Source organism: Aureliella helgolandensis, from assembly GCF_007752135.1.
GTDB classification, from domain to species: domain Bacteria; phylum Planctomycetota; class Planctomycetia; order Pirellulales; family Pirellulaceae; genus Aureliella; species Aureliella helgolandensis.
Genome location: NZ_CP036298.1, coordinates 2,054,023 through 2,079,620, shown reverse-complemented (window position 1 = coordinate 2,079,620; position 25,598 = coordinate 2,054,023). Strand labels below are relative to the sequence as shown.

20 protein-coding genes and 1 riboswitch are annotated in these 25,598 nt (G+C 56.4%); of the genes, 10 read left to right on the top strand and 10 right to left on the bottom strand.

Annotated elements, in window-relative coordinates:
- The first annotated feature begins 7 nt into the window (after positions 1–7).
- Positions 8–466, top strand: a complete 459-nt coding sequence (locus Q31a_RS07320) for a TadE/TadG family type IV pilus assembly protein (RefSeq protein ID WP_145076118.1) — start codon at positions 8–10, stop codon at positions 464–466.
- 219 nt (positions 467–685) lie between these two features.
- A complete protein-coding gene (locus tag Q31a_RS07315) occupies positions 686–2,158 on the top strand; it encodes a Tad domain-containing protein (RefSeq protein WP_197356386.1) in 1,473 nt (490 codons plus the stop codon).
- 30 nt (positions 2,159–2,188) lie between these two features.
- Here the strand turns inward: Q31a_RS07315 and Q31a_RS07310 are convergent, their stop codons facing one another.
- The 3 genes from Q31a_RS07310 to Q31a_RS07300 all read right to left on the bottom strand — a co-directional run bounded on the left by Q31a_RS07310 (position 2,189) and on the right by Q31a_RS07300 (position 4,824).
- Positions 2,189–3,640: an excinuclease ABC subunit UvrC gene (locus tag Q31a_RS07310; RefSeq protein WP_197356385.1), complete on the bottom strand. Its 1,452-nt coding sequence runs from the start codon at positions 3,638–3,640 to the stop codon at positions 2,189–2,191.
- Between the two features lie 17 nt (positions 3,641–3,657).
- Complete coding sequence (locus Q31a_RS07305) at positions 3,658–4,179, bottom strand: adenine phosphoribosyltransferase (protein WP_145076112.1); 522 nt, start codon at positions 4,177–4,179, stop codon at positions 3,658–3,660.
- 159 nt (positions 4,180–4,338) lie between these two features.
- Complete coding sequence (locus Q31a_RS07300) at positions 4,339–4,824, bottom strand: hypothetical protein (protein ID WP_145076109.1); 486 nt, start codon at positions 4,822–4,824, stop codon at positions 4,339–4,341.
- A 261-nt stretch (positions 4,825–5,085) separates the two neighbouring features.
- On the opposite strand from Q31a_RS07300, the gene Q31a_RS07295 reads away from it, so the two are divergent.
- The 3 genes from Q31a_RS07295 (at position 5,086) to Q31a_RS07285 (ending at position 11,417) form a co-directional block, all read left to right on the top strand.
- Positions 5,086–7,377 carry a multiheme c-type cytochrome gene (locus Q31a_RS07295; protein ID WP_197356383.1) on the top strand — a complete coding sequence of 764 codons (2,292 nt, stop codon included), beginning with the start codon at positions 5,086–5,088 and terminating at the stop codon, positions 7,375–7,377.
- Positions 7,378–7,425: 48 nt separating this feature from the next.
- A complete protein-coding gene (locus tag Q31a_RS07290; RefSeq protein ID WP_145076103.1) occupies positions 7,426–9,633 on the top strand; it encodes a hypothetical protein in 2,208 nt (735 codons plus the stop codon).
- A gap of 413 nt (positions 9,634–10,046) precedes the next feature.
- Complete coding sequence (locus tag Q31a_RS07285) at positions 10,047–11,417, top strand: outer membrane protein assembly factor BamB family protein (protein ID WP_231691103.1); 1,371 nt, start codon at positions 10,047–10,049, stop codon at positions 11,415–11,417.
- Positions 11,418–11,613: 196 nt separating this feature from the next.
- On the opposite strand, the gene Q31a_RS07280 is transcribed toward Q31a_RS07285, so the two are convergent.
- Together Q31a_RS07280 and Q31a_RS07275 are read right to left on the bottom strand one after the other, a co-directional pair.
- The gene (locus Q31a_RS07280) at positions 11,614–12,465 is read right to left on the bottom strand and encodes a PEP-CTERM sorting domain-containing protein (protein WP_145076100.1); all 852 of its coding nucleotides are present in this window, start codon (positions 12,463–12,465) and stop codon (positions 11,614–11,616) included.
- 255 nt (positions 12,466–12,720) lie between these two features.
- Positions 12,721–12,965, bottom strand: a riboswitch (cobalamin riboswitch).
- Positions 12,966–13,010: 45 nt separating this feature from the next.
- The gene (locus tag Q31a_RS07275; protein ID WP_197356381.1) at positions 13,011–13,712 is read right to left on the bottom strand and encodes a 3-keto-disaccharide hydrolase; all 702 of its coding nucleotides are present in this window, start codon (positions 13,710–13,712) and stop codon (positions 13,011–13,013) included.
- A 395-nt stretch (positions 13,713–14,107) separates the two neighbouring features.
- Here Q31a_RS07275 and ilvD point away from each other — a divergent pair, with 395 nt between their 5' ends.
- Complete coding sequence (gene ilvD, locus Q31a_RS07270; protein WP_145076097.1) at positions 14,108–15,787, top strand: dihydroxy-acid dehydratase; 1,680 nt, start codon at positions 14,108–14,110, stop codon at positions 15,785–15,787.
- A gap of 811 nt (positions 15,788–16,598) precedes the next feature.
- Positions 16,599–16,964, top strand: coding sequence for a hypothetical protein (locus tag Q31a_RS07265; RefSeq protein WP_145076094.1), 366 nt, complete (start codon positions 16,599–16,601; stop codon positions 16,962–16,964).
- 250 nt (positions 16,965–17,214) lie between these two features.
- Here Q31a_RS07265 and Q31a_RS07260 read toward each other — a convergent pair whose 3' ends face one another.
- Positions 17,215–17,823: a hypothetical protein gene (locus Q31a_RS07260; protein ID WP_145076091.1), complete on the bottom strand. Its 609-nt coding sequence runs from the start codon at positions 17,821–17,823 to the stop codon at positions 17,215–17,217.
- 378 nt (positions 17,824–18,201) lie between these two features.
- Here Q31a_RS07260 and Q31a_RS07255 point away from each other — a divergent pair, with 378 nt between their 5' ends.
- Positions 18,202–19,194: an NADPH:quinone reductase gene (locus Q31a_RS07255; RefSeq protein ID WP_145076088.1), complete on the top strand. Its 993-nt coding sequence runs from the start codon at positions 18,202–18,204 to the stop codon at positions 19,192–19,194.
- Between the two features lie 397 nt (positions 19,195–19,591).
- Here the strand turns inward: Q31a_RS07255 and scpB are convergent, their stop codons facing one another.
- Positions 19,592–20,359 (bottom strand): SMC-Scp complex subunit ScpB, encoded by a 768-nt coding sequence (gene scpB, locus Q31a_RS07250; protein WP_145076085.1) that lies wholly within the window; start codon positions 20,357–20,359, stop codon positions 19,592–19,594.
- 82 nt (positions 20,360–20,441) lie between these two features.
- On the bottom strand, positions 20,442–20,903 hold the full coding sequence (gene nusB, locus Q31a_RS07245) for a transcription antitermination factor NusB (RefSeq protein ID WP_145076082.1): 462 nt from the start codon (positions 20,901–20,903) through the stop codon (positions 20,442–20,444).
- Between the two features lie 1,043 nt (positions 20,904–21,946).
- On the opposite strand from nusB, the gene Q31a_RS07240 reads away from it, so the two are divergent.
- Positions 21,947–22,258 carry an STAS domain-containing protein gene (locus tag Q31a_RS07240; protein WP_145076079.1) on the top strand — a complete coding sequence of 104 codons (312 nt, stop codon included), beginning with the start codon at positions 21,947–21,949 and terminating at the stop codon, positions 22,256–22,258.
- Between the two features lie 217 nt (positions 22,259–22,475).
- On the opposite strand, the gene Q31a_RS29995 is transcribed toward Q31a_RS07240, so the two are convergent.
- Positions 22,476–22,619 carry a hypothetical protein gene (locus tag Q31a_RS29995; protein WP_197356379.1) on the bottom strand — a complete coding sequence of 48 codons (144 nt, stop codon included), beginning with the start codon at positions 22,617–22,619 and terminating at the stop codon, positions 22,476–22,478.
- 71 nt (positions 22,620–22,690) lie between these two features.
- Between Q31a_RS29995 and Q31a_RS07235 the strand changes: the two genes are divergently transcribed.
- Positions 22,691–23,563 (top strand): alpha/beta hydrolase, encoded by an 873-nt coding sequence (locus tag Q31a_RS07235; protein WP_145076076.1) that lies wholly within the window; start codon positions 22,691–22,693, stop codon positions 23,561–23,563.
- Here Q31a_RS07235 and Q31a_RS07230 read toward each other — a convergent pair.
- Positions 23,520–25,529, bottom strand: a complete 2,010-nt coding sequence (locus tag Q31a_RS07230; protein WP_231691102.1) for a heavy metal translocating P-type ATPase — start codon at positions 25,527–25,529, stop codon at positions 23,520–23,522. The two genes, Q31a_RS07235 and Q31a_RS07230, sit on opposite strands and share 44 nt — an antisense overlap.
- Positions 25,530–25,598: the final 69 nt, after the last annotated feature.

Below are 25,598 nucleotides of genomic sequence, written 5' to 3'. Positions count from 1 at the left end.
AATGACAATGAGCAGCCAATGTAGAATTCGACAAAAGTTGCGACGTGGAACCACCATCGTTGAGAGTTCGATTGTATTGTCAGTCGTGCTCCTGATTGTGATGAGCTTTCTAGAGCTCTCGCTGCTCGTTGTGCGCGTGAACTCGCTGACCGAAGCCTGTCAAAATGTCTCCAGGCTAGTCTCCGTTTCAGGCGACTTGAGCAGCGGAGCCAATACTCTCGGTCCCGCAACGATTCAGTGCAACGCCGAGGCCAACAACTCGGTAGCCAACGCGGCCAGACGCGCTCTGACCATGGTGGATCCTAGCAAGGTGGAACTCGAGGTAGTGTGGAGTGATGGAACGAACAGCCCGGGTGACCTGGTCGTGGTGCATTTGGATTATCAGAACGCGTCGATCATCCCCCTGGTGGACCATCTAACCGATAAGCTTTTTCACTATACATGCCATATTCGTATTGCACACTAGTTTCCTCTATCCATTGCTGTAGCGTCATTTTGAGGGGTAACCAGCGAGGGCAGGTTTAGAGGAACGACGAGCCGTGTGAAGTGCTGCGTGTGGGGAGCAGCATGGGATCTGCACAAATCGAAGAGGGCGTAAACAGAGGACTTGAGGAGAACATCGCTGGTACGGCGTAAGATCGAACGTACCTTGTTTCTATGGGGCTGCATGAATTGGAGATACACGATGAATAGGCGAATGCGAGCAGGACAAATTACTGTTTTCTTTGTGGCGATTCTGCCACTCATGTTGGGCATAGCAGGTCTAATGCTCGATGGTGGAAAACTGTTGGTTGAATCCCGACGACTTCAGGATGTTTGCGATGCGGCTGCCACGGCGGCGGCTGCCGAATTGCAAATGACTGGGGATCTATCGAGCGCTCGATTAGTCGCAGAAAATGTGATTGGCAGCTTGAACTCCATGACGCTAGCCGTTTCGAGTATCGCCTCACCACCGACCTCAGGCGAGTATACAGGCGACTCTCATTTCGTCGAAGTTCAGCTTGAACAATCGGTTACAACCCACCTCATCCACCTTCTCAACGTCTCGCACAGCAATACCGTCAGCAGTCGTTCCGTGGCCGGCTTCGAACCGAGCAACATTGACGCGGCACTCGTCGTTTTAGATCCATCCCCGGATCCCTTCTCCATATTGGGGTTGCCCGTCTTACTTCCACCTCTGCACAGTCTGTTGGGTGGCTTGGAAGCCTTGGGCGTGGGACCGGTGATGGTCGATGGTGCTGTGCAAGTCAACACGCAATGGAGCGGAGAGGATGAATTTGGGGAAAGCGTAGGAGTGGACGGCCCGCTACTTACGCATTCCATCTCGTGCACTCCCCTGCTCGGCTTATCTCATTTACACGCACCCGAGATTCGATCGGTCGGTGGTGTCGACGATCTTGCTCTCTATCATCAGCTTGATGGTGGCGGTAAATCACCGCTGCAAGCCAATCGCTTGCCAGTACCCGATCCGCTAAGGGATCTACCAGTCCCCACGGTCGCGATTGATCCAACCAATGTTTCCAATGTGTACCGTGGCACTAAAAATATCGTTATTGCCTTGCCCTTGCTCACGCCCCCGATCGTTCTTTCGCCGGGAGTCTACGACTGGATCAATATCGTGACGGGCCGGGTTACCTTTGAGCCGGGAATCTACGTGATACGCGGACAACATCCGGTGACCGGCCATGGTTTGTTGATCTCGGGCCTGGCCAACGTGGACGCACGAGGGGTGATGTTCTACTTAACCGATTCCGCGAGTTACAGCGCTAGCAGCGGCATGCCTGATGCGAGTGACTCAAGCACCAATCCACCGCCAAGCGTATTGGCGAGTCAGATCCCTAGCGCCATCATTACGTTGGGATTGTTGGGCACGCGCATCAGCCCGCTCAATTCGCCAGGCAGTCCGTTTGACGGTATGACGATCTTTCAGCGTCGCCATGACCGACGCCCAATCGTTCTGGTCCAGGAAGATCTGCTGGGTGGCGGGTACCTGGAAGGCCGCGTCTATGCCAAGTGGGGCCATACCTTGATTGCAGGCAAGGGGGACATCGATGCCGCCTTTGTGTCAGGAACCATGCGTGTCGTGAATCTGTTGGGCCTGAGAATCTCCCCCAGTGCACCATTCCCTCCGGCGAACGACGTTTACCTTGTCGAGTAAGGTCACGCTGGTTCCCTCTCACAGAGGTTACTAGCTATCAAACTGATTCTTGCTTCGCAGGATATGGTGGTAATGTTGCGCGAATCGATGCGCCTCATCGCGAACATATTGCAGCAGTCGTAGAGCGAACGCATGACGACTCAGACGCAGCGACTCGGATTCTCCCGGAAGGAAAATCTCTTCCTCACGCTTGGCTAGAGACAACAGAGGGGGTGGTGTAATCCCTTGATCCCGGAAGGCAGCCAAGGCGGCGTTGAGTTGTCCCTTACCTCCATCGATCAGTAACAGATCGGGAAAGGCCTCGGAACGATCGTGCAGGCTTCGAAAGCGTCGTGAAACCACTTCATGAATGCTGCGAAAGTCATCGACGCCCTTGACATCCTTGATGCGGTAGCGGCGATACCCCGGCTTGTTGGGCAGCCCGTCGATGAACTGGACAAGACTTGCCACGGTCTCCTTGCCACTTAAGTGAGCGATGTCGACCCCCTCGATAATGCGTGGAGGAGTCTGCAGCTTGAGCACTTTTTGGAGCCCCAGCATCCCTTTCTTAGGATCGATGTAAAAGACTTCTGGCTGGACGTGAGTATCCAATTCTCCGCGTTCATCCAGCTTCTCGAGCATGGTGATCTCATCGCGCAGCCGGGCAGCTTTCTCAAATTGCAACTCCTTGGAAGCGACTTGCATCTCCTTCTTCAATTGCCCCAGCAAGCGAGTTTTTCCACCTTCGAGAAATGTCTGCAAGCGTTTGATGTCGAGTCGATAGTCCTCTTTCGAGATCCGCAAATTGCAAGGTGCGGTGCATTGCTTGATCGAGGCGAGTAAACAGGGCCGAAACCACTTCCAGGCCGGATCCTCCGCAGTAATGTCCAAGGAGCATGTGCGAAATTTGAAGATGCGCTGCAAGACCTGAATGGCTCCACGCAGCGCTCCAGCACTGGCAAATGGGCCGTAGAGCTTGACTCCGCTGGTCGGTGGCGTGCGCGTCAACTCAACACGCGGGAAATCCTCTCGCGTGGTAATCATTAGATACGGAAAACTCTTATCGTCCTTCAGGTCTTTGTTGTGCTTGGGCTGCACATCCTTGATCAGCCGGCTTTCGGCCAGCAGCGCATCCACCTCACTCTCACAGGGCAGAAAGTCGATGTCGCAAATTTCATCGATCCAGGTAGCGGTACGCTGTTCCTGGCGGGCGGCTTTCAGAAAGTAGCTTCCCGCCCGACTACGCAGATTCTTGGCTTTGCCGATATAGATTACCCGGCCAGCCTCGTCCTTCATCAAATAGACCCCGGGGGTCTGTGGGAAGGAACGCACTTTTTCGGCGGCGCGGCGAAATCCAAACGAAGTTCCCTCGGGTAGCTCGGAGGGATTGGGCACGCTCGATCCGGTCTCCAACTGAGACTCAAGAGCCTCTGTTGCCTCGACGGGAACCGGTTCGTACGAAGTTTCTTCCGGCCGGTGCTCAGCAGTTTCGTCGTCCGCCATAGGAGCCTTTATGCTACTCAGTACTCGACAAGGCTGTAGACCGAGTGGGGAGCTAGCTTCTTCTCACCCTCTAGGCCACGTAGGTGAATGCAAAAGGCGCATTCCACTATCTCAACCGAAAAATGCTCAAGCAGTTTCAAGCACGCCTCTACTGTACCACCGGTGGCAAGTAGGTCATCCACAATTAAGACCCGTTGGCCAGGCAACACGGCGTCCGAGTGGATTTCGAGTGTGTCCGATCCGTATTCAAGGTCGTAAACATGGCTGTGGGTCTTGCTCGGCAGCTTTCCCGGCTTGCGAACTGGAACGAACGCAGCCCCAATTTTGAGCGCGAGCGGCGCGCCGAAGATAAATCCTCGCGCCTCGGCTGCCACAATCGCGTCGATCTTCCGATCGGCGTAGCGTTCAGCCAGTCTGTCAATGCATGCCTGAAAGGCGGCGGGACTGGATAGGACGGGGGTGATGTCGCGAAAGAGAATGCCCGGCTTGGGGAAGTCGGGAATGTCGCGGATATAGTCTTTAAGGTCGATGTCACTCATCCAATGGCTCACGTGAAATGTCCTAGGAGGCCACTCGCGTGAGGATTGCGACTGCACAGAGTCGGTCGGCTCGTGGCACTGGGCCACCAGGGAACGCCGGCAGCGTCCCCATTCTTAACTGCCGGTACCAAAGTGCCAACAGCCCAACCTCAAAAGAGGCTAATAAATCGAAATTCCCAACAGCTGCTGGATCGCTTGGGAACCATTTCGCAACGCTTCTCGCGTCCCCAAGGTATCTGACATTCCCGGGGTAACGAAACATGCAATGACAAAGGCGAGTGTTAACCACAACAAAATCTTAGAATCCTTCTCGCCACTAGCACGCGCTCGACGCGGGACCCCTCCCGGTAGATTGCAAGCCAAGTCCTGCATTCGCCTTAGGCTTATCTGACAACTCTTGCTGTCCGATTCGATCATCTTCTCCTTGCGAACAACCCAATGCTCGCTGCGGAATAGAAGTTCGGCAGTACGGGCTCGATCGAGTCGGGCAAGCAGCCAGGTCGGCAACTTGACCGTGTACATGTCGCAAGTCATCGACAGAACGCAGATGTTGTACTTTTTACCGCTAATTTTTAGCTGTGCAGCCGAATACTGCTTAGCTATCGCGCACCGAAAGGGGGGCTTCTCTTCGATAGTGTGCGTCATGCTCTTGCTCCAACTTATGAGAGGATTCGCTTTAATAACCTAGTACACCTGCAAGGGGCGGCCGCCTTCTTGATTCCTATTTTCAATCGAGTACCAAATAATTCTGCCGAGTGAGGGCAATAGGACGTCTGGGAGAAATGGAGCGATTGAGGCGGGTTGGATGGTTGTAATCTCTGATCTGGTCTGAACGAATTTGCGAGCCGATATCAGTCCCATGTGGATCTTCGTGAACTCCCTGTTCGATGTATTTGAGGAATGAGCATGGCTGCTCGACGGACGCGTAAGCCAGTCCAAATCCGACGCTTCTCTGCTGGCATGCGCAGTGCGAATCGGCCGCTTCCCTACCGAGCTTTGGGGGTTTTCAGCGGGCTATTCATGATGGGGCTAGGGACTTGCGTCGGCCTAGCCGTAACTCCTGCCGACAGCACGGTTAGCGGCAGCACGCTTCCTGGCACGCCCACATCAAAGTCATCCTTCCAAGTCCAAGTTGCTACCAAGCCCGTCAGCGGAGAGTGGCTGCAACTCCCCAGCTCGGCGGAAAACAGCCCCGCGAACCCCGTGGTCGAGCCGGAGAATTCCACCCCTCAGCCGCGCATCGTCTCCTTGCCTGCCCCTGCAGCTCCAACCGCTCGAGAAATGTTGCGTGCCTACCCTGCAGCGATGCAGCAAGTGCTCGGAGCGGCCCATCTGTCGGAGGGCCAATCCACGCGACAAGCGGTAGACGCCTTACTCGAGGGTGATCTGCTCAGTGGTGATTTGTTTAGCAGCGAGGCACTCGACCGCCACGCACAGCCGCCAGGCCCCCTGGAGTCTATCGGCCCAAGCGCACCATCGGCCATTCCCGGTGCAGGACATGGCACGGATGCTCCCTCCCGCACGGGACTTGCCGATGGAGAAGATCCGCACGCAGAGGTATTCGCTGAGAATTGCTACCCCTCGGCGGTCACGTGCGCCAAGTGCCACCAAAAGATCTATGACGAATGGCGAGTGAGTGCCCACGCCTATGCCGCAATCTCTCCCATGTTTCAGAAATTTGAACAGGCGATTACTCAACTCAGCCAAGGTACGATTGGGACCTTTTGCATGCGCTGTCATGCACCGGTGGCAACCCAACTGAATTACCCTCGCCAAGAGTCGATTGTCGATGCGCCCTACGTGTATCGAGAAGGGATCACCTGTGTAGCCTGTCACCGCGTCAAAGAAGCTTACGGACGTGTGAATGGAGAACGCCGCATCGAGCCCGGCCCCATTCAGGCACCGGTCTACAGTGCCAGTATCGGTGGTGATGGCGTAGCAAAAGCCATTGCAGAAAAGGACAACTTTAAGATCAAAGTCGATCCAAACGACAAGGGGCCAGGACAGCAAATTCACTTGCGAGGCATCGAATTCGAACAGTTGGATCAGAGCGGCTTCTGCCAATCGTGTCATCAAGTGGCAGTGCATCCCGGAATCGCCTTGGAGGTTGTTTGGTCACAGTATCGAGCAGGCCCAGCTTGCAAAAAGGGTGTGAGTTGCCAGGATTGCCACATGGGGACAGTGCCTGGAAAACCGTTTGGCTATAGCACCGGGCCCGCCGCGGTCGTCAATGGCAAGAACGTTAATCCCGCTCGCAAGCATTCTAATCACATGTTTTTTGGACCTAGTAATTCCATTGCCCATCCCGGCATTTTCCCGCACAACGAAAAGGCGCTCCGCTGGGATCTCGATCAATGGATGAGTTTTGATTGGCGCGCGGGTTGGGGAACGAAAGAATTCGAAAAACGCCTCAAAGAAGAACAACTCCAGATAGCGTTCCCCGCACCATGGGATACCGTCGACGAACGACGCGATGCGCGCAAGATTCTCGATGACAATTTCGAACTGCTGCAAATCAAAAAGGAATCCTCCATCGCCGTCATGGAAGCAGGCTCGAAGGTGGAAGGCCCATTCTTTCGCGAAGAGCCCAGGTTGGGACGCGATCTAAAGGTTGAATTCAAAGTCCGCAATATCAGCGAGGGGCACAACAACCCCAGTGGTTCCCTGGGAGCTCAACCACAACTGTGGATGAATGTCGTCCTGACCGGACCAGATGGCGAATGGTTGTGGGAATCTGGCTATCTAGATGGAAATGGCGATCTTGCCAATCAACACTCACTCCAAGTGCGCAAGGGAATCATCCCTTCGGACTTCCAATTATTCAATCTGCAAACGCAATTCATGATTACCGGCGTCAAGGGAACGGATCGCGAAATGTATTTGCCGGTAAACGTTGATTTCGATCAATTGCCCTTCTTGCGGCCCGCCAATATTCCGGTTTCGGTCATGAATCACCCTCCCTTCATCCGCATGGAGCAGAAGTCGATACCGCCGCTGGGACACAAGATGGCGAGGTACAAGATTCCTGGGCACTTGCTGTGCAAGAAGGGGACCTATCGCCTCAGTGCGCGGATGCGGAGTCGCATGGAACCGATCTATTTCATGCGGTTCTGCAATGCCACGCCTGAAATGGAACGCAGGATGCTTGAGCAAACCATTGATTTGCACCCGCAAACCATTGAATTCACGCTTCGCTAAATCAATTTTCCACCGACTATTCCACCGCACATCATCATATTCGATCGCATGCAATATTATTTATTCAACTTCCGCTATTGTGCTCTGATTGCGATCGCATGCATCGCAATCCCGAGGCATGCGGCGTGGGCGCAGCGGATCGTCGTGAACCCGCACTATACCACCAGCTCGGAGTCGGTTCGCTCCATCCCGCCTCCGGCCCCGGTGCTGCCCAAGGCGACCTCGAGGCCTGAGCGGCAGACAGTAGGCGGCATCCAAGTCCTGTACGGAAATTCGCCTTGGGTGCCAGCTCGACTGATTGGCGATGATGGCACGTTAGCCGACTTGGCAATACCAGGTGTGGAGCCTCCCACCGACACCGCCGATGCGCAGCTCACCGAGTTGCCTGCGCCGCCCCGACCAACATTGCCTACGCCGCCCCGACCAGCTCCGCAGGATCCTTCAACTGGCGCGGATGATCTCTTGGAATTCGAGGACTTTGCGCTCCCCAAGGTCGATGGCGCCAGCCCGTTTGAGAGCTCCCCGCTAGATTCGCCAGGTGAACAACCCGACGACGAGGCTCTCATTTCCTCCGATGCCTTGCTGCCCGCACCTCAAGCTTCGGTACCTGCGGAAAGTGTGTCCCCTAAACCCATTGGCCCAGCATTGGAGGTGTTCGATCCTCTCGACGCATTGCCACCGTCGATGTTCGATGACGTCCCCCTGCTGGACCGAAAGCGGATCGAGGAAACTCCGCCCGCTCTCGTTTCACCGCCCAGTGCCTCCGACGCAACACGCCCAGGCGCAACGAACAGTTCCTTATTAGAACCTTCCTCGAACGCGAGCGATTTCTCAGGAAACTTCCAACCCTATACGGCGGGCGGAATTTTTTCCAGCGGTGCGGAGACGCGTCCCGCCGACTACAGTTCGGCCGATTTCTTGCCTACGCCCGATTCTGGCATTCCAGCCAATCCGGAAGAAGAGGTCGCGATTTATCGGGATCGTTTTGCGGTTCCCGTCCAACGTCCATTGATCGAATTGTGGCGACCTCTGTACACCGGTGGGACCTACAAACCCGGCAAGGATTGGTTCGGTAAATACAATTTGGTCATGCCCCATTTCATGGTCTACGGAGACTATCGCACTGGGGTGGGGGTCAACCGCAACGTCAATGGTGACTTCAACAACTGGGCCTCCCGTCTCAACCTCGATATGGATTTAGAAATCACGGCAACCGAACGGATCCATGCGTTCATGGGGCCGTTGGACCGCACGGGAGACTTCACTCGCCTCGATTTTACCAACCAGGCTGAATTCGTAGATCGCACCGACATCCGGCTCGATAACTTGTTCTTCGAGGGGGACGTAGGAGCCATGTGGGGCGGAGCAACCGGACAGGATGCCCCCTTCGATTTGCCAGTTAGCTTCGGTTTTCTACCGATGTTTTACCAAAATGGAATCTGGGCCAATGATGCCGTTATCGGAGCCGCCACGGCGATCCCGGCACGACACAATAGCTGGCTGAAGTGGTCGAATTTCGACGCGACCTTCTTCATGGCAACTGACCAAATCAATTCCGACGCGTTTCAAGGAGACAACAACGCGGCCGAATTCTTAGGAACCGCCTGGTTTATCGAGGCCTATGATGGTTACATTGAAGCGGATTACGCTTTCGTGCACGACGACGTTGGCTTGCATCGCAGCTACCACAACTTTTCGGTGGCCTACACTCGCCGCTATTTGAATCGCATTTCCAATTCGGTGCGATTCGTCACCAATTTCAATCAGAGTTTGCCCTCGGAACAGCGCACTGCAGATGGGCACTTGCTGTTGATTGAGAATTCTCTGATTACTTCGGCCCCCAATACTCTGGTGCCCTACTGCAATTTCTTCTACGGACAGGGACGCACCCAGTCTCTTGCTCGTGCTGGAGGTGCAGGGGGCATTCTCAACAACACCGGTATCAATTTCGAAACAGATGGATTGACCGGGTATCCGACACTCGACCCCACCGCTGTAAATACCGTCGGCGGTGCGCTCGGAGTCAACATGCTGGGGGCGAACTTTAGCCACCAACTCATTCTCGAACTAGCCGCGTTGTCCGCCAATGGTAGCCAGCAATTCCGCAACGCCGACGGTGACCAATATGCCGTGGGGATGCGTTATCAAAAGCCACTGACCAATGCTTGGATATTTCGTACCGACCATATGTATGGTTGGCTCCGCAATCATGAAGACATTCGCGGATCGCGAATCGAACTGCGTTTCAAGTTCTAGACGCCCCCGGTTCCCGACATCCTGGTGGCCCGAGACTCTCCGGGCTGCTGATTTAATAGCGTCTTAAGTTTTCACCTGCAGGTAGCACCCCTAACCGCCCTGTAGTGGAGACCACCTACCCTTGCTGACGCGGGGGTTAATATTTCAACAGCCCGTCTCGCTGCATGAGCTGGCCCTTGCTGGCATACGCGGAGTGCTGCGACAAGCATTGCGTGTTTAGCTGCCACCTCCGCTGTTCAGCAGTGGATGGGCACTGGGGAATCCGCTGGGTTTCTCAAAAAATACAGCAGCAAGTCAAAACTTGTCGGGTTGCGCGTGGTTTAGCTGTCTAGCGGATGGGCCGTACAGGCAGCTTCTGATTGGCCCACGCTTCTTTTCTTGCAACCATTTTGTTCCTGCAGCGGTATCTAAACATGATGATTCTTCGTCGACGCATTCTTCGGTTGGCTGTTTATGCAATGACCATTGGCTGTGCTAGTGGACTAGCAGCTGAGGATTGGTCTCGATTTCGAGGTCCCAACGGCGACGGAACGGCGCGTGACTCGCAGCCGGTACCCTCTCAATGGTCCCCCCAAGAAAATTTGAAGTGGAAGGCCGAACTGCCGGGAGCCGGGGTGTCCAGTCCGATCGTGGTGGGCGACCGCGTCTTCGTTACCTGTTACTCGGGGTATGGGGTCGATCGCAATCAAGTTGGCAACATCGAAGACCTGAAGCGCCACTTGGTCTGCGTCGACAGCCAATCGGGGCGCATTCTGTGGGACAAGTCCGTTGCAGCGGTGATGCCCGAGGATCCGTATGCGGGAATCGGCGTCACAGCTCACGGTTACGCCTCCCACACGCCCGTCTCCGATGGAGAGCGCGTGTATGCGTTCTTCGGTAAATCTGGCGTGCATGCGTTCGATATGGATGGAAATGAGATGTGGCAGGCAAGTGTGGGTACAGGCTCCGATCCATGGCAGTGGGGATCCGCCTCGAGCCCCATTGTGCATGACGGCTTGGTGTTCGTTACGGCTGCGGCGGAGAGCCAAGCACTGGTTGCCCTCGATGCCAAGACGGGCCAAGAGGTGTGGCGCGAGAGCGCCGAAGGCTTTGACGGGATGTGGGGGACTCCGACGCTGATCCAAGTCAGCCAATCGCGGACGGAGTTGGTGATGAGCGTGCCATTCGAAATCTGGTCATTTGCTCCTAAGACAGGCAAATTACTCTGGTACTGTGAAGCGAGCGAGTCGGAACAGGCGCACTCCAGTGCCGTTGCCAGCGACGGAGTCGTCTACGCCTTCACCGGCCGCGGTGGCGGCTCCATCGCCGTACGGGCAGGAGGTTCCCAAGACGTTGCCAAATCGCATAGGCTGTGGACTGGAAGCGAGTCCGACCGGTTCGGGACGCCGGTCGTGTATCAGGGGAAAATCTACTTGGTGGCGGGAGGCATTGTGACGGTCATCGATGGCACCACCGGCAAAAAGCTGTCGCAAACACGTTTAGAGAACGACCGAAGTTCGGCCGCTACAGCTCCATCCACCAGTGGAAGAGAAGGAGGCCGACAAAGCGGACGCGGTGGTGGACGCTCTTCAGACTACGCCTCACCGGTCATCGCTGATGGAAAACTCTATTTTGTGAATGGCAGCGGGCAAACTTTCGTATGGCAGCTGGGAGATGAGCTCGAGCAGCTGTCGGTCAACCGAGTCACCGATGAGAGCGAATCGTTTGGAGGCACGCCCGCTGTCAGCCAAGGTCGAATCTTCCTTCGCAGCGACAAACACCTCTACTGCGTCGCCGCAGAGTAAGAGTAAATGTCGAGCGAGCGATGACGAAGCTACGTTAGGCAGCGTCACTTGAAACCAAGTGGCTCGTCTATAGCCTGGTTGCTGCTCCTAAAACGTGCCTTCAGTACCGCTGGATCCGGGGAGCTAAGGCAGGCAAACTTCGGCAAGTCGCAGCACTTCCACAACGTGCTGCGACTTTTTTTCTGCGCAACCCAACCTAGCGGGCGCGTCGCCGAGCCATGCCAGCGACCAAGGTCAGACTCAACAGCGCTAAGACGTTGGGTTCAGGTACGGAGGCTAGATTGTTGAGGACGCCGACACCTTGACCAGCCGGCAGGCGGAAGTCGAATCCTCCCGAACCGGTCCCCATCCAGGTATCTAGGATCGGGTTGCCTTGGCTATCCAGAAAGCTACCGTTGCCTGGAATGTCGACCAACCGTAAATACTGGATGTCGTTCAGGTCGACTACCCCAGCTAAGACTTGCTGGCTGGAGCTCAGGTCATCGAGTTCAAATGGTGTTCCAAATCCCGCCGCGTGCTTACCGGCCAGATTGTAGATTTGCGTCGTGTCAAACCCCGCAAAGGCCTGGCCGAACCCGCCGGACCAGGTCGTGTTGGTAGACAGGGAAGGAAACCTCGCAAAGTCACTTCCGTTCGAGGAGACTTCGACATACGCCAGTTCCGCAAAGAGGTTGGTTCCGCCACCGAATTCGAAACCGTTTTCGAAAACGGCGAAATCATGCCCATTTCCATTGGCAATCCCTGTTGGAAAAGTGACAGTGAGGTAGCCTGGCAGCTCACCACGATCAATCGCATCCGCCGAGAGATCGCCCAGGCTGTTAAAACCAGTCGAGGAGATGGCAGTGCTGCCGTTGGGGGCAAATTGAGTTCGCGTAGCGTCAATGGCATTGGCCCATTCCACGAAACGCGAACTGGTGGAGGGGATGGCTGGGTCAATAGCATGCCCCGTTTCCCTGGGTCCCGAGTAAACGATCTCAGCTCGTAGCGTTGAATGGGTGAGAATTGCCAAAGTAAACAGGGCTGTTCCAGACAGAACAAATATACGCATCGGTGCATCACTTTGCAGGATACGGTTCCGCGAGTCCTTCCAATGCGCGGTGCTTCACGCGGTGCCGGTTCTTGCCGGGAAACAGGAATCCGTTCGCAGCACGGTGCTGAACGCAAGTTACAATTTCCGCACGGCAATGCAGGGCATGCACGATGCACAGCAGTGATGGGGAACGCAGATACCAGGGGGTTCAAAACTAGGATCAGCCGCTACGTAGAAAGCGGCTGCAACGATCGCCCCAAACCTGGAGGGCACAAAACCGTCTTGTGCCTGGTAGGTCTTCTGACTCTCTGCAGCGTCAACTCACAGCCTTCTCGTCAGGTCTCCCAAGGGTGGAGATTCTTAGACAATGGCTCTTCGGATTAAGAAGGAGTTACGATTCGCAAAACACGATGGATTTGCGGGCAGATTACAGCGGCCGGACCGTCCCGGATTTCCACCGGAGTTCCCTGTTCGCGAGGCGTAATGCTACGCTCGCCACCAAGCACCCTCAGATAGTAACTCGGCGCCCCAAGATGTCAAGCAGCCAGTTGCGGCAAGTCGAGCTATAGCTCTTGGATGCGGATTTTACGGTACCACGCTTCGGTGGGAGGTCCAGAGTGGATTTGCAAGCCAATCACCCCCTTGCGGGCGATGCCAGCGTCGGCTTCGGTGTAATCGATTGTTTGGTGCCCGTTGAGGAACAGCCGCACGCGTGCTCCTTCGGCCAGGATCCGCATCTCGTTCCACTCCCCTGCTTTCAGCCACTTTGCCAGCGATTCAGGCGGACCTTCAGCCAACATTTTGCGGCGGCGCGATTCATCATACAGCGCACCCCACACAGGCCGGTCCCAAGCCATGCCAGCATCGCATTGGTAACCGCTGACCTCGGTCTCACCTGCGACGCGATGTGATCGAAACTGGACACCGGCGTTATTCCCTTCGCCCAGGATGCGCATTTCGTAGCGCAAATCGAAATCACCGTACTCCCTTTCGGTGCACAGGAACTCGTTATGGGGGATCTTCCGTTTAAGAGAGCCGGCTACGATAGAATTTTCTTCAACGCGAAAATATTCGGAATTCCCCTCCCAACCGGAAAGTGAGCGTCCGTCAAATAAGGGAGTAAAGCCCGATTCAATCGGTGCGGCAGCCTCCAGGACTTGGGGGGGCTGCGGAGACTCTTGGGCCCACCCCATAGGGCAGAAGAATGGCATCAGGCATAGTATCCCCTCAGCTGCCCGGACGCTAAGGAGTTGTGGAATCAACATTCGCTAACTGTCCTTTTTGATGACAAATGTGTTTTGACCGCTGTCCATCCTACCCACTGCGGCGGGGCAAAAGTAGACTAGAGGCTTGAAGCCAAAGGGACATTTACTTTCAATGCCTCAGCGATCGGCAAGAACGCATTCAGAATGCTTTTACCGAAACGGCCTGGGCAGCTGTCGATTGAGTCGGTTTTCAGCTCTAGCGGAAAATCGCGATCCGACCTGCCACGGTGCGACAGCCGCCGCTGCCAGGCTCTCGCAGCAGCCGATGGCGAGATCGACAGTCCGGCACACTGCGGGTTAGCATTTGAACAATCCGCGGGTGCGTGTTCCCACGGCCACACCGCCTCCTTTTGGCCTTGCATTCCCTCACCGTTAACCCTCGCTCCAAAGTAGCCATGACAAACCAACTCAACAAGTTCAGTAGCCGCATCACTCAACCCCGCAGCCAGGGAGCCTCCCAAGCGATGCTCTACGCGACAGGCATGCAGCCTGAGGATATGAACAAGGCACAAGTTGGGATCGGTAGCGTGTGGTATGACGGCAACTCGTGCAATATGCACCTTCTGAAACTGGCGGACGCCGTCAAGGAAGGGGTCACCAAAGTTGGCTTGATGGGTATGCGATTCAATACGGTCGGCGTAAGCGACGGAATCTCGATGGGCACCGAGGGGATGAGCTTCTCTCTCCAATCGCGAGATCTGATCGCCGATTCAATGGAAACCATCATGGGGGGGCAATGGTACGATGCACTTATCGCCTTGCCGGGTTGCGACAAAAACATGCCCGGCTGCCTGATGGCCATGGGCCGGCTCAACCGTCCCGCATTGATGGTCTACGGCGGCACCATTCGGGCGGGCAAGTGGAATGGCCAATCCCTCGATATCGTCTCGGCATTCCAGTGCTACGGGCAATACCTGACGGGAGAGATTACCGACGAGGAACGCCAGGAAATCGTCCGTCACAGCTGCCCTGGAGCTGGAGCTTGTGGGGGCATGTACACAGCCAACACCATGGCTTCGGCGATCGAAGCCCTGGGAATGAGCCTTCCCTACAGCGGTTCAATTCCAGCTGAAGATCCCGCGAAGATCGATGAGTGCCATCGCGCCGGCAAGGCAATCCTGCACCTGCTCGAAAAGGACATCAAACCGCGCGATATCATGACCCGCGCGGCCTTTGAAAACGCGATGACCGTCGTCGTGGCACTGGGTGGATCGACCAATGCAGTGCTCCATTTGATCGCCATGGCGCGCAGCGTCGAACTCAACTTGACCATCGATGACTTCCAAGCAGTCAGCGACCGGGTTCCATTCTTGGCCGACCTGAAGCCCAGTGGCAAATTTGTCCAAGAAGATCTCCACTCGGTGGGCGGTACCCCGGCGGTCATGAAGTACTTGTTGGAAAACGGCCTGATGACCGGCGATTGCATGACCGTCACTGGCAAGACACTCGCTGAAAACCTGGAATCGGTGCCCGGCCTCAAAGCAGGCCAAAAAGTGGTGCAACCGCTAGAGAACCCGATCAAAGCGACCGGTCACCTTCAGATTCTGAGAGGAAATCTCGCTCCTGAAGGAGCAGTTGCGAAAATCACCGGAAAAGAAGGCCTGCAGTTTTCAGGGCCCGCCAAGTGCTTTGACAGCGAAGAACTAATGCTCAAAGCCCTGGAGGACAAACTGATTACCAAAGGCGATGTCATCATTATCCGCTATGAAGGCCCTCAGGGAGGTCCTGGAATGCCAGAAATGCTGACCCCGACTTCTGCGATTATGGGCGCCGGACTTGGAAAGGATGTCGCGCTATTGACCGACGGACGATTCTCTGGTGGCTCCCACGGCTTCATCGTCGGCCACGTGACTCCCGAAGCTCAGGTTGGGGGGCCGATTGCGTTGGTCCAAGACGGCGACGTGGTTTCGCTCGATGCCAATACAAACAGCCTCGACGTCGACGTTTCCGATGATGAGCTGGCGCGGCGGCGTGCGGCTTGGTCGGCCCCACCATTGAAGGCAACCCGCGGCACCCTCTACAAATACATCAAGAACGTGAAGAGTGCGTCGGAAGGATGCGTTACCGACGAGTAGGTTTGGCGCTCGCCGGCATGTCTCGCATGAACTAGACTCGCGCACCTAGACTCGCGCACCAAGCCTCTGCCAAACATAAGAAGAGAGGGGCGAGAGTGCGCGAGCTTCGCGCTGGTGCGCAACGCTGGTCATTGCCCCACGAATGCTTAACCAACGCGAACCATGGCTGAAGGGAGCCAACCGCGACAGAGCGTGCTTCCCGCCGAGGCGTTCTGCGTGTTGCGGTCAAACCGCTTTTCTTCCCAGAGGCTTCAAAAATTGAGCATCTTCAGCGCGTCAGTGCTTCAGCGACATTGGGCTTCGGGTCGATGCGCTACGGGCCAAGCCTCTATTTTTTTCTTCCGGACAGCTTGCACGCTCAGCCCGTTACCGCGAGGGTGATTGTTCGAATCCTACGGCAAGCATTCAGCCTGCAAGCTACTGGAGTCCTCCCCACGGGCTGGGCCCTTGCCACACAAGCACGCAATCCAAAAATTCGATCGAGACGGAGCATTGAAGTGGTAGCGAGGGGCAATATTTGCTGTCTTTTGGATAACAGGTTGATGTCCAATTGATCCCTCAGCTCGCGAATACGGACGGTTTGGGCAAAATGCAACTTTATTGCTCAAGTTGCAGGCAAATATTGCCGAGGTCCAGCCTCGCCTCTAAGTGGTTTTCTAGCAACGACTTATGAGGAAAGCTTGAAAAACCAATTGCTTTGAGTCGCTGGATTGCGTTTTTTTGGTGCGGCATGTGCGGTAAATCAAAGAGTCGGCCAAGCGGGCCAGCGCTCAATGCAGCGTTTGAAAAGCATTGTTACAGGAGGAATAAAATGAATCGACTTTTGAAATGGGCTGTGGCCCCCGTCGTTGCTATCGCAACTCTGTCCGTCGCAGGCTCTCAGGAAGCGAGGGCTCAATTCGGGATCGGTATCAATATCGGCAGCTACGGGTATAGCAACTATCAACCCGGCTACCGCTCTTACGCTCCTATTGGGCCTGCCATTGGCTACGGCAGTACCCGTTCGTCGTATAGCCATCGGCAGCATTACCACGGTTATCCGTCGGCATACCCAAGCGTAGGTTATGGCAATGTGGGGTATCACAGCAGCCACTACCGCGCCCCAAGCGTTCGCGGTTATCGGGGCTCGTACGGCCCCATCGTGCATGGGCATCACCATCATCACCACTGCGATTAGTGGACGGTTGGACGGGAATTTGCAGGAGGCTCTGTGGCCGCGGCAATGCGGCCCTAGCTTCCTCGTGGCCAACGGAGTCCCCCTGCCACGTAGTGGATGGGGCACCGAGCCGCTCGCGTTCCCTGGGCTTCGAACCGACTCGGGCTTACATCCGCTGCTTCCGCAGCCTAGCGCTCGATCCCGAGCAATCTTACGTCGCTTGGACCGTTCTCTCCACAGCGGAGCTGGAACAGGCAGCTTATCAGTCTGCTCAACAGGCAGCCGTTTGGCAGTGTTTCTGCGCGTAGGCGGCGATGCCTTGCGCAATCTCGGAGTCGGTAATGCCGTAGCCTTTGAGTAACTTCAACATGGTGGCGCCGAGTCGTACAGGTTGCCCAGGCAGTGGTGGCCGCCGATCGAGGCTCAATGGTTCTGACGGGCCGAGCTTCTCACAAGTGCTGTCGGTGGATGTCGCTGGCTGATCCCACAAATCTCCCCCTCGCACTTCGCGAGGTGCCGTTGGCTTGAACGGCAGACGCGTCAGCTTGCGCACTCGAATGCTCGGGGCTGGCAGTGAGGCGCTAGCCGCCGACGCGTCAGAGCAGCGGCTATTCTGAAGCCCAGCATGCGGCGTATCGCTGTCGGTGTCCTGGAATGGAAAATGCAGTTGTCGAACGGGAGCCAAGTGGTACTCAGCGGGGGCCTTGGGCGCTACCGAGGAACCCAGCAAGTGGAGTTCTACCGGTTGGGTTTGTGGACTCAGAGTTGGGATGTTGTACATATCTGCAAGGCGAAAACGCCTCCCCTTTCCATGAACGCGAACGTCGATGTTGTGAACGACTAGAGTTAGTTTCGCGAGGGGCTGGACACCTTCGGTCACGAGACAAGGTGCGTCGAAAAGATTTTTTGGAGGCTGCTCTCGAATTGCCTGCTGGACTGGCCCTCAGATTTACCCTCTGCTCAACGCAGCAGTCGTTCTCGGGCTCGTACCGAGTGGAACGGTACTTGTTCACGAGGCTCCTTCTTGAAGCTCCTCGAGTAGGAGTAAGCAGTGGGAGTGGGAACCGTTGATTTCCGCGGGTGTGGGCTGGGATTTTGGGGAAGCCTAAGGACTGACCTTCCCTGCACTGCGAAGCTCAGCTGGCAGAACTGTCGACAGGGGGTAAACCGAGTTGCCTTGCTAGCTTAGAATCAGGATGGCAAGCTATAGCGGTGCTTGCCGTTCCTTGTTGACCGGTCTGTTCCGAAAGAAACGATTGTGAAAGCTGCCTACCTACGACAACCTGGACCTCCCCAAGCCATCGAATATGGTGACCTTCCGGAACCGGTCCCCCAGGCTGGCCAAGTGCTCGTGCGCATGACTGCCGTCTCGGTAAATCCAATCGACACTTACATCCGTGGAGGTGCCAAGTACTGGGAGCTACCGCAACCGTTTATCATTGGCTGCGATATTGCTGGGCAGGTCGAAGCCCTGGGAGAGGGCGTTACGCAATTCCAAATTGGCGATCGGGTTTGGGGGAGCAATCAGGGGTTATTGGGACGCCAGGGGACCTTTGCAGAATTGTGTGCCATCGATGCGGAGTGGCTGCACCCGACGCCCGACGAGATCGATGATAGCTCAGTCGCCGCCTCAGCCTTAGTGGCCATCACCGCTCACCTGGGATTGATCGGCGAGGGGCAGTTCAAGCCTGGACAAACCATCTTTGTACGGGGAGGTGTCGGAGGCGTCGGATCGATGGTGGTGCAGATGGCCAAGGCAATTGGAGGCACAGTGATTGCCACGGCTGGCAGCCAGGCCAAGGTGGAGCTCTGCAAGAGCCTGGGGGCCGACCACGTAATCGATTACTCGCGTGAAGATGTTAGTGCGCGGTTATCGGAACTAGCACCACAAGGGGTCCACCTCTTTTGGGAAACGCTGCGAGACCCCGATTTTGATATGGCGGTAGCCGCCTTGGCCCCCCGCGGTCGCATGATTTTAATGGCGGGCCGCGATGCGCGCCCAGAATTTCCGGTTGGCCCTTTCTACGTCAAAGGATGTTCGTTGCATGGGTTCGCCATGTTCAAATTTTCCGCTCATGAACAACAGGTGTGCGCTGCAGATATCAACCACTGGTTTGCCACGGGGCAATTGAACGCCCTGATCGATCGCACTCTACCCCTGAGCCAAGCTGCCGAAGCGCACCGTTTGCAAGAAGAGCATACGCTAGGCAAGCAGAGTTCATTGGCGGGTAAAATCGTGCTGACGCCTTAGAGGCACTGCTCGTCGAATCCGTACCGCGCCAGGCAACGCGCTGAGAGTTACTTGTCGAGATACTCAGCATGCGACTACGAGCTCATAATTGTCGCATCTGCAGCGCTGCGCGAGTCGTTTTCAGCTGGAATGCGCGAACGAGAGCAGAGCATAGGAGCTGACAGAAAGATGCAGGCAGGAGCACACAGAAGGCACCCCGCAGGCGAGTGCTAGAGCTCGTCCGCCCATTGATCCTCCTGCATATATCTCCCGATCCGGGCTCAGGCTGCGGTTTGCAATTTCAGCCAGCCGATGGGCTTCAAGGCGCGAACGCTTCGCTTGGTCCCGAAATGTCGCCAAATCGAGATGCCGCTTGGAGACCACCGGTGCCAAGACTTCGGTTTCGAGCTGGGCGCCCCTATTCCCAGTCCTCGGCGTGAGGGAGATCCTCCAATGAGTCTAAACCGGCAAGCTCTAGCAATCGCTGAGTGGTGTAGTACTCGGTGGTTGCTTCCTTGCCCTTTCCTACCCGTCGAATTTCAAGCAATTCCCGCCGCACGAGTTGATTGAGGACGCTACCACAGGGTTGGCCACGCTGCTCTTCGAGTTTGTCGCGGGAGATCCCAGGTTGGTAAGCGATAAGTGCCAAGCAGTCGATAGCCGCTTGGTTCAAACGGACATCGCGGGCACGACCGTAGAACTGGTCTTTCACGTGATTCAAGTCACGGGCCAATTCAGCTTTGTAGCCGTTGCCAAGCTGGCTAATGCGGATCGCCCGTCCGGTTTGTTCATAGAGATCATTCAACTCTTGAACCAACTCTTCGACTTCGGCCTCGCGCACACCGCGCATCAAACCGGCAATTTCGGCAGCAGAAATTGTCCCATTGTCCGGGCGGCCGACGAAGAGAATCGATTCCAGGATGGACATCGGGGTGACCGGGCAATTGCCCGTTTCGTCTAGATCTTCCTCGAGCGGATCGAAAATCCCGATTCCACCCGCCTGGGCATCATCGGAAGTATCCTCTGCGACATCTTGGTAGGGCGCGACTCCTTGACCTACGACATTCGCGTAAGTCTGGCTCAGTTCCTCAAGGGACAGCCCTGCTTCTTCTTCGTACTCGGAGCCGTCGAGCTCATCATCACCGTCATCCTCTCCGCGAGTGGGCCGTGTTGATGACTCGTTCATGAGAGACAGTCCCGAAGAAAAAATTCAGCCCCGATGGAATTCCAACGCAGGGGCAGAACAAGACATGGAATCTGCGGCTAGATCAATCTGCCGTAGCGGCGGGTTGAGCGACTTGAGCTTCGTCAGGCGTTGCTTCCACTTCAGGTTCTTCGTGCAAGATGCGATCCAACACTCCGTTGACGAATTGCCCAGATTGTCGCGCGCCGTAGCGCTTGGCCAACTCCACCGCCTCATTGATCACCACACGGCCCGGTGTTTCGGTCATGCGAATTTCATAGGTCGCCAACCGCAAAATATTCCGATCAATCGCAGCCATACGGCGGAGCGACCAATTCGACGCCTTGCTGGAGAGCGCCTTGTCGAGCTCGCGGCGGTTCTTGACGACATTCGTAAATAGGTCGCGAGCAAAAAGAACTAATTTGCGGTTACCGTGCAGTCGCTTAACTAGAAAATTGTCAGCAACAGTGGGGTCTTGTTCCGGATGCAAATCCTCTTCATATAGGAGTTGCAGGACAATTTCTCGGGCGCGACGGCGAGTGGACATCAGCAGGTCGGGGGCTCAAGTAGCGAAGTGTAAAAGAACAGCGTTTCTGGCGGGCAGGTCACCAGCTCCGCCAGCAACCTGCATCCGCACGTAATGTTAACCGGTTTCTGAAAATCGTCTAGTTTGATCCTCGATTATTCACCCACCGGAGAGCGATGCGGCTGGGGGTTTGGCCATGCCAACAGCAACCGTTCGGGTGGCTTGTGCCCTACTTCAACCCCATGTCTGGTGACGCAGCCTTCGCTGTGTGTCGCGTCCCGGCGGAACCAAAGACCGCATTGAGGGCCCCCCAGCACCCCGCCTGCATGTGGCTTCAGGAAGCTCGGCGACTCGGGAGCGGAGCGCGTAGCGTTCGCTTGTTGCCTGTTAACCGAGTGGCATCGCACGGCATGTCCCCCTTAGTCCGCGATTCGTAACAACCTGGCCGTCCACGACCGCCAGAGACCAGCACTCCGTACCACTCTACTGTGATGTGCTTGGGGTTTCAGCAGCCTGCCAGAGTGGGGACGGCTATGCCGGGGTACTGCGCTGCTTCGGGCAAACTTCTTGCTTCACTTCTGCTTCCCTAGGGGCCGTGAGCCACGGTCTGAATAAAACAAGTTTATCCTGCCTGCTCGACGCATTCGGTCCCCCCGCATCGCCTGGGAGTGGCCCGGTGCAAAGCGTTCCGACATGCTGCATTCAGCTCTAGCCACCCAACGCCACCTTGCGATCGCACCCCGCAGCGTGAGACAGGGAGAGTGATTGCCACTAGAGGTGGATCGTCGATGCTACCACTCAAACTAAAACTGAAACCTCTTTCCAATCGATCCGCACGCGGGCAAGGCAAAGTGGCTGTCGGTACTCGACAATCAAGGGACGACCTCCACTTAAAAAGATGAAAAATGCCCTGTAAATCAACAAGCCAGTGCAAAAGGTGTTTTCGTCCGGCCACCCCCAGTATCCGACGGCGGGAGGGCATGCAGCAACCGGAGCAGAACGCTGTGGCACACGACGTGCATTCCCAATGCACGGCTCTTAATTTGTCTATACGGAGGATGAAGATGCAATTCCAACTACGCCGCAACCGAACCGCAACACTAGAACCTTCCATTCCAGCCGTTACCCTGCTCGATCAACTCAACAGCGTGCGAGACACGGCACGGCGTGAGCTATGCCCAGAAGTGGTGGTGGACCTGTCTTCCGTTGAAAAAATCAATAGCGCCGACGTTGGTGAGATCGTGCGATTGCATTTGCAATTGTGTGCAACAGACCGACGACTGGTGCTGGAAAATGCGCAGAAGGCTGTTGCCGAGATATTGGAAATCACGCGTTTGTATCGTTTGATCGAAGTGCGCAGCCCGCAGACGGTTTGATTTTCCGAACCGGAATCTGCCAGAATACTGGGCAGGCCAGCAACGGAAGTTGCCTGAGTAGTGGGCATGCTCGGCGGCTCCCAATGCTAATTTCTGAGAATGAACAATTTTTCTCTGAACCTCTGCGAGGGTAAACGGAATTGCCTCATCGCAAAGCTACGGAGTGCCGCGTGCGGCTCGGCTCCTCGAGAGCCCTGCAGTATGTGCAAGGGCAACCTCAGCCGAGTAAAAGTGAACAGCAGTTTCGCGCGGTCGATTCACCAACCCACAATCGCCACCGCCCACCGGCCCGTCCCGACGATTCAACCCACAGGCGTCCCATCGTCCACCACTGCTCGTCCCCGAAGTGTACAATCGTCATGCTCCTCCTCCGTGTGGGGTAAGTCCTTCGTGGAATCACAATCGTGGGTGCAGTGGGGAATGGGCACAAATATGACGTGTTGTTGGAGTTCTGGAATCTTGGCTTGGCTGACCTGTGGACTTGTCGCGTTCTCCGCGCAAGGGAGCATGGGAGCCGAACCGGCTGCACGTGAGCTGACCTACGCAACGGTGAACGGAACGGCGCTCCGGCTCGATCTGTATATACCAGACGGGGCTGAAGCGAAGCGTCCGCTGATCGTCTGGGTGCACGGTGGTGCATGGCGTTCTGGCGACAAAGCCGACGTGCCCATTCGTTCCCTGTTGAAGCGCGGCATGGCCATCGCGAGTGTCAACTATCGCCTTAGTCCGCAGGCAATGTTTCCAGCCCAGGTACACGATATCAAAGCGGCGATTCGCTACTTGCGGCACCACGCGGCGGATTGGAATCTAGATGATCGACGGTTCATCATTGCTGGTTCATCTGCGGGCGGCCACTTAGCCGCGTTGGTCGGAGTCTCCCACTCGGTGCCCGAATTGGAAGGCCAAGTGGGCCAATTCCGAGAGGCTTCGTCTCAGGTCCAAGGTATCATTTCATTCTACGGAGCGTCCAATCTCGAGACGATCCTTGCCCAATCCACCCCGCATGGTCTTAACGTGCGCATCCCCGCCTTAAATTTGCTGCTGGGGGGACACCCCGAGGAGCATCCAGAGCTGGCGAGATTGGCCAGCCCGGTAGCGCACGTGACCGCCGACGATCCTCCGCTATGGTTGATACATGGGGATCAAGACCCGCAAATGCCGATCAATCAATCGCACGAGTTAGTGGGCGCCTATGAGCGGCTCGACTTGCCGGTCAACTTGGAGGTAGTTTATGGAGGGAAGCATGGCGGCGATCTATTCTTTACGGATCAACGCTTGGATAGGCTAGCAGACGAAGTGCGTTGATGACGACCGCTACGGTTGAGCCTTCATGGAGAGCGACGGCAGGGCCCATGTCCAGCCCCAGGATCGCCGCAGGAACCAAGAAGACGACCATCCCCATACTGAACCAGAGATTTTGGCGGACGATGCGACTCGTCTGGCGACTGAGTCCGACAGCAAAGGGGAGATGACTGAGATCATCGGACATCAACGCGATATCGGCGGCTTCCAAGGCGACGTCGCTACCGGCGGCTCCCATGGCAATCCCCACCGCAGCATTGGCCATGGCGGGCGCATCGTTGACGCCATCACCCACCATGGCGACGCCTCCGCTACTTTGCAATTTCCTGATGGCGTCAACTTTATCTTCCGGCATCAAATCGCCAAACGCTTCGTCGATTCCGATCTCTTGCGCGACCGCGTCCGCCACACTTTGATTGTCTCCCGACAACATCAGCATCTGCTGGACGCCCAGTTTGCGCAGACAAGCGATGGTTTGCTTGGCTGACTGGCGTGGAGTATCCATCAATCCGAGGACTCCCAGGTAACGCTGGCCGGCGCGTACGACCATGGTGGTGCGACCACCGGTTTCCAGACGGGTGATCGCCGCGGCGAGCTCGGGTGGAATCGGCGGTCCCGGTATCTCTGAAAACAAGGTGCGCTTGCCGATGGCGATGGATTGCCCCTCGAAATCAGCCTGGACGCCTCGGCCGGTGACGCTGCGCAAGTTCTCGGCTTCAGCGCTGATCACCTGACCGAGGCGTTGCTGGCCATCACGGACAAGTGCTGATGCAAGCGGGTGATCGCTCAAACTTTCGACGGCGATCGCAACTCGCAGCAACTCCTCTTCGGCAATCGAATCGGCCGTCAAGACATCGGTCAGCTTGGGATTTCCGGTGGTGAGTGTGCCCGTTTTGTCAAACGCAATTGCAGGCACCTTCCCCAGACTCTCCAAGGGACCGCCCCCCTTAATCAAGACACCACCGCGGGCAGCCCGTGCAATTCCACTCAGTGTGGCACTGGGGGTCGCGATGGCCAAGGCACAGGGACTCGCGGCCACTAAGACAGCCATCGCACGATAGAAAGAGGCCGAAAAGGGTTCCTCGACTACCAACCATGCGAAATGCAACAGCGCGACCAGCCCCAAGACGATGGGCACATAGTACAACTGAATGTGCTTGGTCAGCTGTTGGGTGGGAGAAATGCGAGTTTCGGCCTCGGCGACCATCTGTACCACTCGGGCCAACGTGTTGTCGGACGCAAGTTTGGTGACCTGGATTTCGAGCGCTCCGCTTCCGTTGACGGTGCCTGCAAAGACGCGATGCTGGGCGGCGAGCGAACTTGGCTTGCGACTGGCCTGGCCGGCGTCGGGTACTGGCTCCTTGTCGACTGGGACACTTTCGCCAGTGATCGGCGCTTGATTCACGCTGCTCGTGCCCTCGATGACAAAACCATCTGCCGCGATGCGTGCATTGGGTTTGACCACGACGATGTCCCCCACGCGCAGATCGTTGACCGACACTTCCGCAGTGGTGCCACCGCGTTTGACGATGGCAGTGGACGGAGCTAGTTCCGCCAAAGCTTGAATGGCCCCTGTCGCTCGCCCCATAGCGTAGTGCTCCAGTGCATGTCCCAAGCTAAACAAAACGAGTAGCAAGGCTCCCTCGGCCCAGGCGCCCAGCAGGGCAGCACCAACGGCCGCCACCAGCATCAGAAAATCGATCTCAAAGCGTCCGACAATCAGCTCTCCAATCGCCTCTTGCACCATGAACCAGCTGCCAAATCCATAGGCTGTGACGTAGAGCCCCCAAGGCCACCATGGGCTGATGCTGTGGACGAACGAAAGGGCCCACCCCAGCCCGAGACAGACCGCTGCGGCAAGTGCAAAAGTGAGTTCAGCGTATTTTCCCAACAGGCCATGCTGATGGCCGTGAGATTCGGAATGCGGCCCGTGCCGATGGTGGCTGCGCTGGGTTGGTGAGGAGGCCAATATTGAGTTCCGTGGTGGGGGGACAACGCCCGCGTGTGTAGATTGGTGACCAAGACACTAGGGACAACC